Below are 14,176 nucleotides of genomic sequence, written 5' to 3'. Positions count from 1 at the left end.
ACAGTGCCTCCCTCCCCTCGGGACGGCGGCGTAGCGTGGCTGCCATGACACACAGCGACGACGTGCGGAAGTTCCTCAGCTCCCGCCGTGCAAGGATCACGCCCGAGGAAGCCGGGCTTCCGGCCTATGGCGGCAACCGCCGCGTCACCGGCCTGCGCCGCGAGGAAGTTGCCATGCTCGCCGGGATGAGCATCGATTACTACATCCGTCTGGAGCGCGGAAACCTCTCCGGCGCCTCCGACAGTGTCCTCGAAGCCCTCGCCCGCGCCTTGAAGCTAGACGACGCCGAAACGGCCCACCTCTTCGACCTGGCCCGCGCCGCCACCGCCTCCCCCCGGGTCCGGCGCAAGCGCAGCCCGCAAACTGTGCGGCCCAGCGTGCAACGCGTCATTGATGCCATCACGACGGCGCCGGCCTGGGTCCGCAATGACCGAGGGGACGTCCTGGCCGCCAACGAACTGGGCCGGGCCCTTTATCTGGACATGATGGCAGAGGGGGCCGCTCCCCCGAACAGTGCACGGTTCACCTTCCTGAACCCGAAATCGCGGAAGTTCTTCGTCGATTGGGAGCGGGCTGCGGATGACGTCGTGGCTGTCCTGAGGTCGACAGCCGGGAAAAACCCCTACGACAAAGACCTCACGGACCTCATCGGTGAACTCTCGACCCGCAGCGAGGAGTTCCGCACCCGGTGGGCCCGGCACGACGTGAAGTACCACCGCGCAGGGCGCAAGCGGCTCCACCACCCGATCGTGGGGGACATGGACCTGAGCTACGAAGCACTGGAACTTCCCGCGGACCCGGGGCTGCGCATCAACGTGTACACAGCAGAACCGGCCACACCCTCAGAGGACGCCCTGAAAGTCCTGGCCAGCTGGGTTGCCACCCAGCGCGAAACAACAGAAGCCGCAGTGGAGAATAAGTGAACCCCCGTCCCTCCACCGTGCTGATCATTGGTGCCACCGGCAGCATCGGCCGCCATGCCATTGCCGAAGCGCTGCGCCAGGGTCACACCGTCCGGGCGCTGGTCCGTGATCAGGCCCGGGCTGCCCGCGTCCTCCCTGACGGCGTGGACGTCGTCGTGGGTGACCTGACCCATCCCAAAAGCCTTGGTCCCGCGGTCGCCGGCGTCGAGGCGATCGTCTTCACCCACGGGTCCACCACCAGTGAACGCGACGTCCGGGACAACGACTATGCCGGTGTCGCCAACGTCCTCAAAGCCGTGGGTGGCAGGCGGGTACACATCGCGCTCATGACCGCTATCGGCACCACGCGTCCTGGCGTCGTCTACGCGCAATGGAAACTGCGCAGCGAGCGGCTCGTCAGGGCGAGCAGAAACCCCTACACGGTCGTGCGACCAGGCTGGTTCGACTACAACCAACGAGACCAGCGCACGATCGTCATGCTCCAGGGCGACAAACGACAGGCCGGCTCACCCGCCGACGGCGTCATCGCCCGCGACGAAATCGCCCGGGTCCTCATCGACAGCCTTCACATCGAAGCCGCCGACCACAAAACCTTCGAACTCGTCGCAGACCGTGGACCCGAACAAGACGACCTTACCGCCGCCTTCGCCTCACTCACCCCTGACTCAGATGAGTCTCTCGACGCGGCCCAAGACATTGTCGACCTACCTGTAGACAGTGAACCCGAAACCTTCCGTCGCGACCTCGCCACAATCACAACAGGAAGCCTCAAAACGGGGGCTAAAATCCCGGCTCCTACAAACCCGGACCGCTATGAACACGGACTGGGTAACACCAAATAGCACTGAAAAAACGAGACAGACAGCTCTGCCATTCACGGCCAATCCACGACGATATGCCATCAGAAGGCGACTCGCCGGACTGAGCCTGCGCGACCTGTTCACTCATGCCTGCTGGCCGGCCACGAGGACCGGACGCAGGAAATCCACGTCTACTCCGAAGGAATGATCATGTCCCTCTCGCCGCCAGTCACCGCAGGACGTGTTCGGAATTCTGTGCTCAGCTCTTCGGCGGCGCTGTTCTGGGGACTGCAGTTCGCGTTCCTAAACCCGGCTCTGGCGTTGTTGCTGGTCGCGCTGTACAACGCCACCGCCGCCGATGTCGGATGGGTCCTCGCGCTATACAACGCGAGTGGATTCCTCGCCGCGATCCTCGTTCCCGCCTGGGCACCCGAAGCGTAATTGTCACGCTCGTGGCCGGATTCGTAGCCCTCCAGGCGACGAACAGCGCGTCGATTTCGATCATGAGTCTCTTCGTCACTGAGCGACTCAATCTCCCACTGATCTGGTCAGGAATCGCCCTCGGGCTTTCCGCGCTCCTGGAGATCCCCGCTCTGGTGGCGATCGGCAAGCTCAGCAAGCGATACTCCGCCCATACCCTCATCGTCTCCGGTTGCCTCGCCGGAGCCATGTACTACACGGTCATGACGTTCCTAGCGGATCCGATCACTCTCCTCGTCGCCCAAATGCTCAACGCGTGGTTCTTCGGTATCGTCGCGGGCGTCGGCCTCACCATTTTCCAGGACATCATCCCAAGGCCTGGACTCGCATCAGGCCTCTACACGAACACGCGCCGCATCGGCGCCATTGTCTCAGGAGCACTCATTGCCCTCGGCTCGGCGACACCCCTCGGCTATCAAGGGATCTTCGCCGCCTGCGCCATCATCACCCTCGCCGCATTGGCCCTCATGAACGCCACCCGCACTCGAACCGATCAGAAGAGCTAGGACGGACACCTGCTGGCCCGCCAAAGTGTGTGGACAGTATGTCCCCCCACCAGGAATACTTTCAAGTCCAGTCCGCCTACCGACTTAGGGTTACAGCACGGGCATCCGCCTTCCAGCAGAAAATAATCGCTCTCGCGTGAGCTAACAGTGGGGTCAGTTGTTGTTGTGCCAGAGGCAAGGCCGTACTTCGCCGGCCCATTGTCGCTGAGGAGCTTCAGACGGACCAGCGGAAAACATGGCCCGATCTCCACTCCCCAGAAGATTGTCGGAGCCGTGCATCGCGAAGTTGTGCCGCCGTCGTAGGTCCACCGGCCGCCCAGCACCCAGTAGTGCAGGCGCTTCCCGCCCTTGCCCAGGCCGCACCCGGGCCCCTCGTCAGAGCCCGTAATGAACCCGTCAACCGTCGTGGTGATGGACGCGATAACCTTGCCATCAGGCGCCCCGCATGTCCTGCGTCGCCACGCTGCCCGCGCGCTCGTAAACCAGCGACACTGCCCCCTTCGGGAAGGTGCGCGCCGGCTCGACGAGGCGGAAGGAGGCGGGGACAGTCCCGGCGTCGAAGATGCGCTTGCCCTGCCCGAGGGTGATCGGATAGAGCCAGAGGTGGAGGCGGTCGAGCACGTCCGCCGCCAGTAGCGACCGGATGAGGACGCCGCTGCCGAACATGTGCACCTCGTCGAACTCTTCACGGAGCCGGCCCGCTGCCCTTACATTTTGTAGCACATTGGTGCCCGCCCAGGCCGGAGCAACCAGTGAATTGGAGACGACGAACTTGGGCACCCGGTTGAGCGTGCCGCCGATCTCGTCGGACTGGTGCGGCCAGTAGGCAGCGAAAATGTCGTAGGTCTTCCGACCGAGGAGCAGGGCGTCGATGCGGCCGATCTCCTCGCCGATGGCAGCGCCGGCCTCGTCATCGGACACCGGCGCCTGCCAGCCACCGAAGGCGAATCCGCCCGCGGTATCTTCTTCGCTGCCGCCCGGCGCCTGATAGACGCCGTCGAGGGTGACAAACAGGTTGGCGACGATGATTCCCACGCGCCCATTCTGGAGCAGGGTCTAATCGCTGTCCATAGCCAGCGGCCGTGACAGACTGGTGCCATGCTGCTCTACGAGCTCGTGAGTACCTCAGAAGCCGTCGCGGCCACCCGCTCCCGGCTCGCCAAGGTCAACGAACTGGCAGGGCTGCTGCTCCGGCTCGACCCCGCGGACATCCCAACGGCGGTCGGCTTGCTCACCGCCAGGCCACGCCAGGGCCGAGTCGGGATCGGCTGGAGCGGCATGAGGGCGGCCAGGGGCGAGCCCGCTCCCGAGCCGAATCTCACTATCGCCCACCTCGACGCTGCGTTGGACCGGCTGCTGGCAGCCGCAGGCGCTGGCTCGACCGTGGAACGCGCCGCCACCCTTCGGACTCTGATGGCGGAAGCCACCGAGCGAGAGCAGGCATTCATCGCCGGCGTGCTGCTCGGAGAACTTCGTACCGGTGCACTCGAAGGCGTACTGACGGATGCGGTAGCCCGCGCCGCCGGCCGGCCGGTCGAGGCCGTACGCCGCGCAGCGATGCTCTCCGGCGATCTCGGCGGGACCGCTCTGCTGGCGATCACAGGCACCGCGGCCCAGCTTGACGCGGTCGGCCTCGTCGTCGGGCGTCCCGTGCAGCCCATGCTCGCCGCAACCGCGGCCAGTGCCGGCGAAGCGCTGGAGGCCACGGGAGAAGCGTCGGTGGAATACAAGCTCGACGGCGCACGCATCCAGGTGCACCGTGCCGGCGACGACGTGCGCATCTACACCCGCACCCTGGCCGAAGTGACCCACCGGCTGCCTGAGGTGGTGGAGATGGTGCGCGGACTGCCCGTGCGCGATGTGATCCTCGACGGCGAGACCCTAGCCCTCGACGAGGACGGCGGCCCCCGGCCGTTCCAGGAGACCATGTCCCGGTTCGGGGCGAACGCGGCGCGCACCACGCTGCTGCACCCGTGGTTTTTCGACGTGCTGCACATCGACGGGCGCGACCTGCTCCACGAGCCGCTGTCCACACGCATCGGCGTGCTCGAGCGCATCGCCCCCGGGCACCGCATCCCGGGGAAAATCACTGCGGAGGCGGCTGTTGCCGAGAGAGTGTTGCGCGATGCGCTTGCCGCCGGCCATGAGGGTGTGGTGGTGAAGGCGGTGGGCTCGGCCTACGCCGCCGGGCGGCGGGGTTCGAACTGGATCAAGGTGAAGCCGGTGCTCACCTACGACCTGGTGGTGCTCGCCTGCGAATGGGGATCAGGACGGCGCACCGGGCTGCTGTCGAACCTGCACCTCGGAGCCCTGGACCCTATTGGCGAGTTCGGCGAACCCGGCAGTTATGTGATGGTGGGCAAGACTTTCAAGGGCCTCACGGACGCACTGCTGCGATGGCAGACCGAAAGGTTCCAGGAGTTGGAGGTGCGGCGTACGGCGGGTACGGTCTGGACCGAGCCGGTCACCGTGGTCGAGATCGCCATCGACGGCGTCCAGCAGTCTCCCCGCTATCCGGGTGGAATCGCCCTTCGGTTCGCACGCGTCAAGCGCTACCGTGACGACAACACGGCCGCGGAGGCCGACACCATCCAGACTTTGCGCGCCCTGCTCCGTACCCCACCGGGCGGAAAGGTATCCTGAACGCCGGGTTGAGCACTTCTCCACCCGGGCTCACCGGGCTGACCCGCCCGGGCCGGCATATAGTCCGGTACCTGAAGATGTTTGAGTAGCCGGCTGCCTGTCCCATCAGAACCGCCGAAGCTCTCCGGTGTTCCGGATCAGGACAGTTCTCGTTGTTTGTTCACCACGCACTCCGCTGCCTTCAGGTGCCAAGTAACGCCTGGAGGCGGTGATGGACCATTTTGCATCGGGCTGTGAATCCAGGCGCAGCGAATAGTTGCGTTGCTTAGTGGGGTTGATCCCGACCACTGTTGCTGCATCCCCGGCGGCCGCAACATTTTCTGTTCCCGGCAGGTCTGCTAGTCAACAGTGACGTCTAAGCGGCCGCCGGGACATCGATCAAGCGGACCGCCAGGCTCTCCACTGCCACACCCACTCTCGAGCTGCCGGCGCCGTTCGCGAACCTCATTGATTTCAGTCTCGAGGAGGTTTCTGCATACAACGAACCAGGCCCGTTTTGGAAACGCCACAACATCCACACCCCCTTGAACAGGAAAACACATGCCCAAGGTGGGACTCGAACCGGGCTCCTCCCCTGAAAAACCGCCACTCCCCCGAAAACCTCCCCAGTCCGGCCCAGTCCGGGGCCGGTACAACCGAATCCAAAGCCCCGGATGTGCACACTGTCCACACCCTCTTTTCTGCCAGTTTGATGCACCGGCATAGGACCGCCGCGGCTCATTGAAGGTGGAAATCCGGTCTGCTCCACACCCGCTTACGGCATACCCGCACCGAGCTCCAGCATGATGGCTGGAACTCCGCGCACAGCGTCAACCCAACGCCAGCACCGGCGCGCCGGGTAAGCCGCAGCCTGCAAACCAACAAGCGTCATAACGTAACCCCTCCTTCTCGCATCTCATGGCCCAAAGCAATGAAAACGCGCATGACCGGGAAGCTGCCATTGGAACGCCGGAGCCTAAGGGTCGGGACGTGCCCGCCCACTCTTTTCTGGGCGGACGGGCACGTGACTCACCGCATCATCGGATGGGGCACACCCTCAAGCCAGGTCTAGCCGTTGATGATCTGGGGCACGCCGGGCGTCAGTGTCGGTTCCGGGAAGGAATCGAGCAGGTGCTGGATGTCGTTCTTGTCGGTCAGGTCAGGGTCCAGCCATTCGGCGAACCGATCCCGCGGGATGATCACCGGAGACCGGTCGTGGACATGCCCCAAGGCGTCCTGCGTCGTGGTGGTCAGCACGGTACAGCTGAGCAACCAGCGGCCCGGATCATCCTCAGGAACAGGATGGATCAGCCCAGAACTCGTACAAGCCGGCGAACCCGAGCAGCGGTTCGTTCTTTCGCCCGCCGCGTCGGCACTTCGGTCACCCCCGTCGGAGGCGGCGCAGGCCAACCCGGTCTGTCCGGGACACACCCTTCACTTGCCTTACTTCTAGTCTGCCGCGGCGCCGTGATGCATTCCCGGCAGACCTTGGAACGTTGCGGGACCCCGTCCTCATGCCGCCGGCCAGTGCGGAGCACCCGCCATGTTCGGCCGCGATTTCTGAGTGAGGGGTATCGGTTCATAGGGTTCGTTGGGTTTCCTCAAGATTCCGGTGACAGGATCCTGGCATCTGGCCAACTAAGCGCCCTCCGGGCCAGTCTGCCGGGCCGGCGAATGCCCCCCCCCCCCCCCGCTACAGCCGGCCCGGCGGAAACCTTTGCTGGAGGCGACTTCCGCGCCCGGAAGCCGGTGGCGGCGCGTCCGTGTCGCCACCTTCTAGACCTGCTGGCCCGTCGACAACGACTCGCGGCCATGCGATTTCAGAGATCGTCTTCGGGTCGGGCGGCGAGGATCCGATTGGCACTGACCTGCAGGATGCCGAGCGACTCCTGGATCAGGGGCGACGTGATGCTGCCCCTGCGCACTGCAGCGACGATACGGCGTGTGGGCTTCCCCTTGCCCGTAATGCGCAGTCGGACCACGTTTTCGGCACTACGCAGGGGGGCCAGTCGCGGCAGCAGGCCCACGCCCAGCCCGGCACCAACGAAGGCGATCTGGGTTTCCCATTCAACGGCCTCATGGGCAATCTGCGGCGTCACCCCGACTGCCGTGAACGCCGCGGTGAACAGGGAATGGTAGGTGGAACCGGCGGCCTCGGTGATCCAGGGTTCCGATGCCAGCTCTTCGAGCGTCACCGATTCCCGTGATGCCAACGGATGGTCGGAGGGGATGATCACGTCCAGGGGATCGTCGAGCAGGACGGTCTGCTCGAAGCGCGGATCGTCCTCAAGATAGGTGTCGGACTGCATGGCGACGATGACCGCGAGGTCGATTCGCTCGGCAACCAACAAGTCGAAGCAGCGGGCCGGGTTGGCCTCGAGTACCTGCACCTCCAGCAGGGGGCGTGTTGAGCGCAGCGTGGCGGCCAAAGGCGCGAGCAACTGGGCGGCCGCAGTGGAGAATCCGCCGAGGCCAAAACGAGACTGGACCTGGTCGCCGGCCTCCATGGCAGCGGCGCGCAGGCTCTCCCAGTCGGCAATGAGGGTGTCCGATCCCGCCACAAGAAAGCGGCCCGTGGCGGTCAGCCGCACACCCCGGCCGTCCTTCGTCAGCAGCTGCATCCCAAGCACACGTTGGAGCTCCCGCAACTGCGCGGAGACGGCGGACGGAGAATAACCCATGAGCTCCGCAGTTGCGCCCACGGTGCCACACCGGGCAAAGACCCGAAGTGTGATGAGCCTTGAATCGATCATGCACCCATTGTGCACGGTTATCTTCTAAATGTTGCGCTTTTGTTGCAGCTCAATCGTCCCTAATCTCATGACTACAAGGTTTTCGACAACGCCGCTCGCACCCACGCACCCGTGGTTGCCACAAATCGCTCACTACCCACGCCTCCCGGGAAGAACCACATGTCTGCTCCAGTCTTGCCCCTCAGTTCACGCGGAAAACTCGCTTCATCTTTGCCTGCAGAGCAGCTGGCGGAGATCAGCGAGCTGTTCGAGTTCCGGCGCAAGGGATATTCCCTCGACGCGCCCTTCTACACCGATGCCACGATTTTCAAGATCGACATGGAAGCCATTTTTGGCCAGCACTGGATTTTTGCCGCCAGCATCGCCGAGCTCCCGGAGGCTGGCGACTACGTCACCGTTGACTACGGGCCCTACTCCCTGATCGTGCTGCGCAATGACGACGGCGGCGTGAACGTCCTGCACAACGTGTGCCGCCACCGCGGCGCCCGCGTCCTGACCGAACCCGCCGGGTCAACAGGAAACCTGGTCTGCGGCTATCACTCCTGGACCTACTCGCCGGAGGGCAATCTGATCCATGCCTCGGCGCCGGGGGAAACGAAGTTCGACAAGGGCTGCTTCGGCCTCAAGCGCGCGCACAGCCGCGTTGTCGCCGGACTCATCTTCGTCTGCATTGCGGACGAACCGCCGGCGGATTTCGACGAAACCGCTAAGATCTTCGAGCCTTACCTCGCGCCCCACGATCTGTCGAAGACGAAAATCGCCTACCAGCAGAACATCGTCGAGGAGGGCAACTGGAAGCTCGTCATGGAGAACAACCGTGAGTGCTACCACTGCGACGGCCACCCGGAACTCGCCTGTTCCCTCTTTCCCACCTGGGGCCTGACGGAGGGCCTCATCCCGGCCCACCTGGAGGAAGTGTGGGACCGCAACAAGGAAGCACAGTCATCGCTCGAGGAGCGTTGCCGCCGCTATGGTCTTCCCTATGAGGTGGTGGAGGAACTCGACACGCGCATCGCAGGAATCCGCATCTCCAGGGAATCGCTCGACGGCGACGGCGAATCGTTCTCGCCCGATGGGCACAGGCTCTCCAAGAAGCTGCTCGGCGACTTGCCCGACTTCCGCCTTGGCCGCTGCTCGATGCACCTGCAGCCCAACAGCTGGTTCCACTTCCAGAGCGACCACGTCATCACGTTCGGCGTTTTCCCCATCAACGAACACCAGTCCCTGGTGCGCACCACCTGGCTGGTAGCTGACGACGCCGAGGAAGGCGTCGACTATGACCTGGAGAAACTCACCTACACCTGGAAGCAGACCAATCTGCAGGACAAGGCGTTCGTGGAGCTGTGCCAGACGGGCGCCGGCAGCCCCGCCTACGAGCCCGGCCCTTACATGAAGAGCGAGTACCAGGTGGAGGCATTCATCAACTGGTACGTGCAGCGCGTGCAGGAGCACTTGGCATGATTGAACTCGGCACCGTCGCGGCAATCCTGGAACCACAGCGCATTCGCGGTCTGGAGATGCCGTGGAACAGGGTGATGGGCACCACCGAGGGACCCGCCGGTGCCGCCCGCGCATTGGGCCCCTGGCATCCGCAGGAGTTCATGGCCGAATGTGTCGAGACCGTTCCCGAGGCGGGCGGCATGATGACCTTCGTGTTCCGCCGCTGCGACGGTGCGCCCCTGGCGTTCCGTGCGGGCCAGTACGTGAACGTTGCCTTTCCCGTGAACGGCGAGGACCAGGATCCGGTGGACCGCAGCTACTCGCTGTCCAGTTCGCCCACCGAGCCGTGGACTTTCAGCATCACAGTCAAATGTGACCCCACGGGACTGGTTTCACCGTGGGTGCACGAGAACGTCGCACCCGGCACCGTCCTCGAGATGCTCGGACCGGTCGGGGCATTTCACCTGCCCGATGCCGACCGGCGGGCACGGTACCTCTTGCTGGCCGCCGGCGCAGGCATCACCCCCATCATGTCGATGCTGCGGACCATCCACTCCCTGCCCGGAACGGCCGATGTCGTTGTGCTCTACCACGGAGCGGAGGCCGGAGGATTTGCCTTCCACCAGGAGCTTGCCTACATCGCCTCCGTGGACTCGCGAGTCAAGGTCTTCTACGCCCTGGGCGACCGCAGTAAACCCGAAGGATGGGAATGGCTCAGCGGAAGGCTGACGGCGGCCATGCTCGACGACGTTGCCCCCGATGCCAACGGCCGCCAGGTCTATGCCTGCGGCCCCGAAGGTTACCTGAACACCGCCACCGAGCTCCTGGGGAAGATCGGGGTCGACGACACCTCCATCAACATGGAATTCTTCACGGGAGACCGCCAGACGCTCCTTGAATACCAGGCGGAGCTCGCGTTTGCAGTGGACATTGCGGAGGAAATCGCCGAGGAAATCGCTGATTCGGCCGAGGACTACTACGAAAGCCAGCCCACAGCGTTCGTGCTCTACGAGCCCGGCTACGACGCCGAGGGACCCCTGAAGGCCTCGGGGCTGCCTCTGGAAACCGTAGACCCGGACGCGCCCACGTCCGAAGCCCCCGACGGCAGTCCGGACGTGGGGCCAGAAGCTGCCACCCCTGACGCCTCGAGCTTCGACACGGTCGGAACGGGAAGCCTCACCCTGTCCTTCATGCGCACCGGCATCAATGTGCGCATCGACCCCAACGAGCACATCCTGGGTCCGGCCCAGCGTGCGGGCGTCAGGATCGGCGCAAACTGCAAGGAAGGCATGTGCGGCTCCTGCAAGATCGTCAAACTTTCCGGGGAGATCGAGATGAACCACCAGGGCGGGATCCGGGCACGGGAAATCGATGCAGGCAAGTTCCTGCCCTGCTGCTCCACAGCGCGGACCGATTTGGTGATCGATGCCTAGACGTATTTACCCAAGGAGGTTGATGACGCGGCTGGCGGGTGGCAGCCCTTGAGTGAGGTGTGGCCTCGGTTGTGATTGTAGTGGTGCAGCCAGGCCGGGAAGGCGGCGACGCGCTCGGCCTCTGAGGTGTAGGGGCGGGCGTAGGCCCATTCGTCGAGCATCGCGGGGTTGAACCGTTTGATGCTCCTATATTGTCAAGTGCTGGTCTGGGGTAGGTTGGCGTAGATTTCTCTGGCGATGTACCGCTTGAGGCAGCGGATGATCTCGCGTTTGCTGAGACCTTCGGCGGTGCGTCGTTCGACGTAGGCGCGAGTAGGTTCATGCCGGCGCATTCGGACGATAGCGATGATGTAGAGCGCACTGTTCGCGGCGCGATCGCCACTACGGGAGAGGCGGTGCCGCCCGGTGGTGCGTCCGCTGCTTGCCGGTTGCGGGCGCGACTCCGCAGAGTTTCGCGAACGCGGCCTCATTCCGGATCCGGCCAGTGTTATCGCCGACGGTGGCCAGGAACTGTCCAGCAATTTCGGTGCCGACGCCGTGGAGCTGGATGAGGTCGGGTGCGGCATTGGCCACCAGCGCTTCAATCTGAGCGCTGAGCTGCTTGATCTCATCGTCCAACGCCTTCCATCGGCGCGCGAGATCGCGCAGTGCAAGCTTGGTCCCTGCCATGTGCATCCGTTTGGGGGCTGATTCGAGCGACAGAAGATGGTCTGTCTCTGTCTCGGGGCGAAGTCGTAGGCACCTGTTCACGAGGGTGCGTTTAGTAAGGTCTACCAGCTCGTCGCGTAGCGTTGAGGGAGCGCCCCGCCGATCATGATGCCGAACAGGGTGTTGAAGGCTTGCGTTCGTGCCTTTACGGCACTGGATCGCGTGACGCGGAGGGTCCGGATAACTTCGATTGTCCCTGACTTGCTTTTCGGGGTGGCGGTGGAGGTTTCCCCCAGAACGGCGCGGGCGATTTGCTCAGCGTCGAGGCGATCAGACTTCCCATCCATTCGGCGAGCTATCCGATTGGGCCGGTTCACCTCGATCACCTGTTCACCCTGGCGAGTCAGTTCGCGTGCGAGTGCAGCGCCGAATGATCCTGTGCTCTCCACTCCGATGGATGCGAGGCTGCCATAGCCGCGCATCCATAAGCGTAATGCTTCGTATCCAGGAGAGGTCGCAGGTGAGTGTCGACTCCACCAACGACCGTGACATCTTCGATCAGGGTTGTCATGCTGGAAACGCTCCTTCCGTACTGGGATGAATGAACGGATGAGAGGCGAGCCGGCCGGGCGGGCGACAGGTCTGTGACGGGGCTTCTGGTCCAAGCTCCTATCAGGTCAGATCCGTCTGGCCGGCGCACTCTGTGGTGCTGCGCCAAGCCCAGTCGACAAATCGAACGAAGGACACCATGGTCATACCTTGGCCGGGGCCAGACTGGACCAGACGCAGCACCACGATAAGTCTTCACAGACTTTGCCGTTGGTCTGGGGCCGGTAGGGGCGGGTCCGTTTGTGTTTGATGTTTTCGGGCCCAGGGCGTCCTTGAATGCGTAGGAGCGGTAGCAGGAACCGTTGTCTCCCCGCCTCCGTATCGATCGTGCGCTACGGCGCTAGTCGGCCGAGCGTCTATGCGACCAACACCGACGCGGGGAATCTGTCGTGGCTGTCGAACGGCATCCACTCTGGCGATGCGCCGGTGGGCGGCGGTGCAGGGCAAAAGGCGCCATGAAGCTCATGTGCCTAAAATACTGACATGCCTACACGTGTTCACGAGTTTGCCTGGCCTGATCGGGTCGTCGTTGGCACCGTTGGCCTTCCGGGGGCGCGCACGTTCTACCTGCAGGTGCGCGCAGGGACGCGAATCGTGAGTATTGCCCTGGAGAAGCAGCAGTCGGCCCTGCTCGCCGAGAAGATCGACGAAATTCTCGACCAGCTCATCACCGTCGAGGGCAACCCCTTCAGCGTTCCCACGAGTACTCCCATTGAACTTGTCGACAATGACCAGCTCGAGGCCGTTCAGGAGCAGTTTCGGACCGGCGCCATGAGCTTAGGTTGGGACCCAACGACGGCGCAGGTCGTTATAGAGGCCTACCCCATCACCGACGTCGATGCTGATGACAACGACGAATCCCTTGATGAGGACGGCGCTAACGAGCCCGAAATGCTGCTGGTGCGAATGCCGGTCGGCACCGCCCGCGCTTTCGCCATGCGCACCCGTGAGGTCGTGGCCGCCGGGCGTCCGATGTGCTCGCTCTGCGGTTACCCCATAGACGCCGGCGGGCACATCTGCACCCTTCCCGAGGTCTGATGCCAGCGCCGGACCTAGGGACCGCCGAGCTGACGCTCACCGGCCGCATCACGACGGCTTCAAACGCTACATTCCTGGGCAACATCGGCGACGTGGTGGTCCTCTATAAGCCGATAGCAGGCGAAAGTCCGCTGTGGGATTTTCCCCACGGCACCCTGGCTCACCGGGAGGTGGCCGCCTACCTGGTCTCGCAGGTCCTCGGCTGGGACGTCGTGCCGCACACCTGGCTGCGCGATGGTCCGATGGGCGAAGGAATAGGTGCAGCTCTGGCAGGAGCAAGACCCCGCCCAAAGCGCCGTGAACCTGGTCGCGACGGACCACGTGCCGGAGACGGGCTGGAAACACGTTCTCGAGGGACGAGATGAGAACGGACGGATGGTCGCCCTCGTTCACGAAGACTCGCCAGCGCTCAGACGCATGGCGGTGTTCGACACGGTCGTCAACAACGCCGACCGCAAAGGCGACCACATTCTTGCCATGCCGGACGGACACCGGCACGGCGTGGACCATGGGCTCACCTTTCACCGTGGCCACAAGCTGCGCACGGTGCTGTGGGGGTGGCTGGGAGACGCTCTGACCACCGATGAACGCGACAGCATCGATCGTGTCAGCGAAGGACTGCACCGTGAGCTGGGCCGAAACCTAGCGGACTTGCTCAGCGCCGACGAAATCGCTTCGCTCGCCGCGCGCTGCGCCCGGTTGCGCTTGGCAGGGCGGTTTCCGGCTCCGAGCGGGGAGATGTCGGCCGTGCCCTCGCCGCTGTTCCAGGGGAATTACGGCTACGGGCTTCGCAGGCTCTGTCACGGCATGAATCTTAAGGTAGTGACGCAGCTCATCATTCCTGAGCGCGAGCTCGGCTAGCGATTCCCCAAGGAGCCAGCCCCGGCGGGCAACCCTCTGTTCCGAAGGTTTCGGCGATGGGAG

Annotated in this window: 14 protein-coding genes and 5 pseudogenes; 11 read left to right on the top strand and 8 right to left on the bottom strand. The window is 64.1% G+C overall.

The genetic code is table 11. The features are described 5' to 3' along the window. Positions 1-44 precede the first annotated feature (44 nt). From QFZ33_RS12830 to QFZ33_RS12815, 4 genes are all read left to right on the top strand, one after another. Complete coding sequence (locus tag QFZ33_RS12830; protein ID WP_307027990.1) at positions 45-923, top strand: helix-turn-helix transcriptional regulator; 879 nt, start codon at positions 45-47, stop codon at positions 921-923. Then, positions 920-1,765 carry an SDR family oxidoreductase gene (locus QFZ33_RS12825; RefSeq protein ID WP_307027988.1) on the top strand — a complete coding sequence of 282 codons (846 nt, stop codon included), beginning with the start codon at positions 920-922 and terminating at the stop codon, positions 1,763-1,765. Before QFZ33_RS12830 ends, QFZ33_RS12825 begins: the two co-directional genes overlap by 4 nt. Positions 1,766-1,933: 168 nt before the next feature. Then, positions 1,934-2,164, top strand: a complete 231-nt coding sequence (locus tag QFZ33_RS12820) for a hypothetical protein (protein ID WP_307027985.1) — start codon at positions 1,934-1,936, stop codon at positions 2,162-2,164. Continuing rightward, entirely contained in the window at positions 2,089-2,709 is a 621-nt protein-coding gene (locus tag QFZ33_RS12815; protein ID WP_307027983.1) for an MFS transporter, read from the top strand. The genes QFZ33_RS12820 and QFZ33_RS12815 overlap by 76 nt, the downstream gene beginning before the upstream one ends. A 432-nt stretch (positions 2,710-3,141) precedes the next feature. Here QFZ33_RS12815 and QFZ33_RS12810 read toward each other — a convergent pair whose 3' ends face one another. Then, positions 3,142-3,744 (bottom strand): dihydrofolate reductase family protein, encoded by a 603-nt coding sequence (locus QFZ33_RS12810; protein ID WP_307027981.1) that lies wholly within the window; start codon positions 3,742-3,744, stop codon positions 3,142-3,144. 63 nt (positions 3,745-3,807) lie between these two features. Between QFZ33_RS12810 and QFZ33_RS12805 the strand changes: the two genes are divergently transcribed. Beyond that, positions 3,808-5,352 carry an ATP-dependent DNA ligase gene (locus tag QFZ33_RS12805; protein WP_307027978.1) on the top strand — a complete coding sequence of 515 codons (1,545 nt, stop codon included), beginning with the start codon at positions 3,808-3,810 and terminating at the stop codon, positions 5,350-5,352. A gap of 377 nt (positions 5,353-5,729) precedes the next feature. Then, positions 5,730-5,894: pseudogene (locus tag QFZ33_RS12800) on the top strand (cyclase family protein); the annotation flags it as partial. Positions 5,895-6,399: 505 nt separating this feature from the next. On the opposite strand, the gene QFZ33_RS12795 reads toward QFZ33_RS12800, so the two are convergent. Both QFZ33_RS12795 and QFZ33_RS12790 read right to left on the bottom strand, forming a co-directional pair. Then, a complete protein-coding gene (locus QFZ33_RS12795; RefSeq protein WP_307027976.1) occupies positions 6,400-6,762 on the bottom strand; it encodes an SOS response-associated peptidase family protein in 363 nt (120 codons plus the stop codon). Between the two features lie 389 nt (positions 6,763-7,151). After that, the gene (locus tag QFZ33_RS12790) at positions 7,152-8,084 is read right to left on the bottom strand and encodes a LysR family transcriptional regulator (protein ID WP_307027974.1); all 933 of its coding nucleotides are present in this window, start codon (positions 8,082-8,084) and stop codon (positions 7,152-7,154) included. A gap of 159 nt (positions 8,085-8,243) precedes the next feature. On the opposite strand from QFZ33_RS12790, the gene QFZ33_RS12785 reads away from it, so the two are divergent. Continuing rightward, a complete protein-coding gene (locus tag QFZ33_RS12785; RefSeq protein WP_307027972.1) occupies positions 8,244-9,545 on the top strand; it encodes an aromatic ring-hydroxylating oxygenase subunit alpha in 1,302 nt (433 codons plus the stop codon). Next, the gene (locus tag QFZ33_RS12780) at positions 9,542-10,957 is read left to right on the top strand and encodes a ferredoxin reductase (RefSeq protein WP_307027969.1); all 1,416 of its coding nucleotides are present in this window, start codon (positions 9,542-9,544) and stop codon (positions 10,955-10,957) included. The genes QFZ33_RS12785 and QFZ33_RS12780 overlap by 4 nt, the downstream gene beginning before the upstream one ends. A gap of 6 nt (positions 10,958-10,963) precedes the next feature. Here the strand turns inward: QFZ33_RS12780 and QFZ33_RS12775 are convergent. From QFZ33_RS12775 to QFZ33_RS12755, 5 genes and pseudogenes are all read right to left on the bottom strand, one after another. After that, positions 10,964-11,127 (bottom strand): annotated as a pseudogene (locus QFZ33_RS12775) (integrase core domain-containing protein); the annotation flags it as partial. A 24-nt stretch (positions 11,128-11,151) separates the two neighbouring features. Then, positions 11,152-11,427 carry a transposase gene (locus QFZ33_RS12770; protein ID WP_307027967.1) on the bottom strand — a complete coding sequence of 92 codons (276 nt, stop codon included), beginning with the start codon at positions 11,425-11,427 and terminating at the stop codon, positions 11,152-11,154. Next, positions 11,339-11,626, bottom strand: a complete 288-nt coding sequence (locus tag QFZ33_RS12765) for a transposase (protein ID WP_307027965.1) — start codon at positions 11,624-11,626, stop codon at positions 11,339-11,341. The genes QFZ33_RS12770 and QFZ33_RS12765 overlap by 89 nt, the downstream gene beginning before the upstream one ends. Before the next feature lie 101 nt (positions 11,627-11,727). Beyond that, positions 11,728-12,270, bottom strand: coding sequence for an IS110 family transposase (locus QFZ33_RS12760; RefSeq protein ID WP_373427272.1), 543 nt, complete (start codon positions 12,268-12,270; stop codon positions 11,728-11,730). 144 nt (positions 12,271-12,414) lie between these two features. Next, positions 12,415-12,521, bottom strand: a pseudogene (locus QFZ33_RS12755) (IS481 family transposase); the annotation flags it as partial. Positions 12,522-12,523: 2 nt separating this feature from the next. Here QFZ33_RS12755 and QFZ33_RS12750 point away from each other — a divergent pair. The 3 genes and pseudogenes from QFZ33_RS12750 to QFZ33_RS12740 all read left to right on the top strand — a co-directional run. Next, positions 12,524-12,673, top strand: a pseudogene (locus tag QFZ33_RS12750) (histidine phosphatase); the annotation flags it as partial. A 24-nt stretch (positions 12,674-12,697) separates the two neighbouring features. Beyond that, positions 12,698-13,252 carry a DUF3090 domain-containing protein gene (locus QFZ33_RS12745; RefSeq protein WP_307027960.1) on the top strand — a complete coding sequence of 185 codons (555 nt, stop codon included), beginning with the start codon at positions 12,698-12,700 and terminating at the stop codon, positions 13,250-13,252. Continuing rightward, positions 13,252-14,017: pseudogene (locus QFZ33_RS12740) on the top strand (SCO1664 family protein); the annotation flags it as partial. The gene QFZ33_RS12745 and the pseudogene QFZ33_RS12740, both read left to right, overlap by 1 nt. Between the last annotated feature and the right edge of the window lie 159 nt (positions 14,018-14,176).

It is taken from the genome of Arthrobacter globiformis (assembly GCF_030815865.1).
Lineage (GTDB): Bacteria > Actinomycetota > Actinomycetes > Actinomycetales > Micrococcaceae > Arthrobacter > Arthrobacter globiformis_B.
This window is presented reverse-complemented; position numbering and strand designations above follow the sequence as displayed.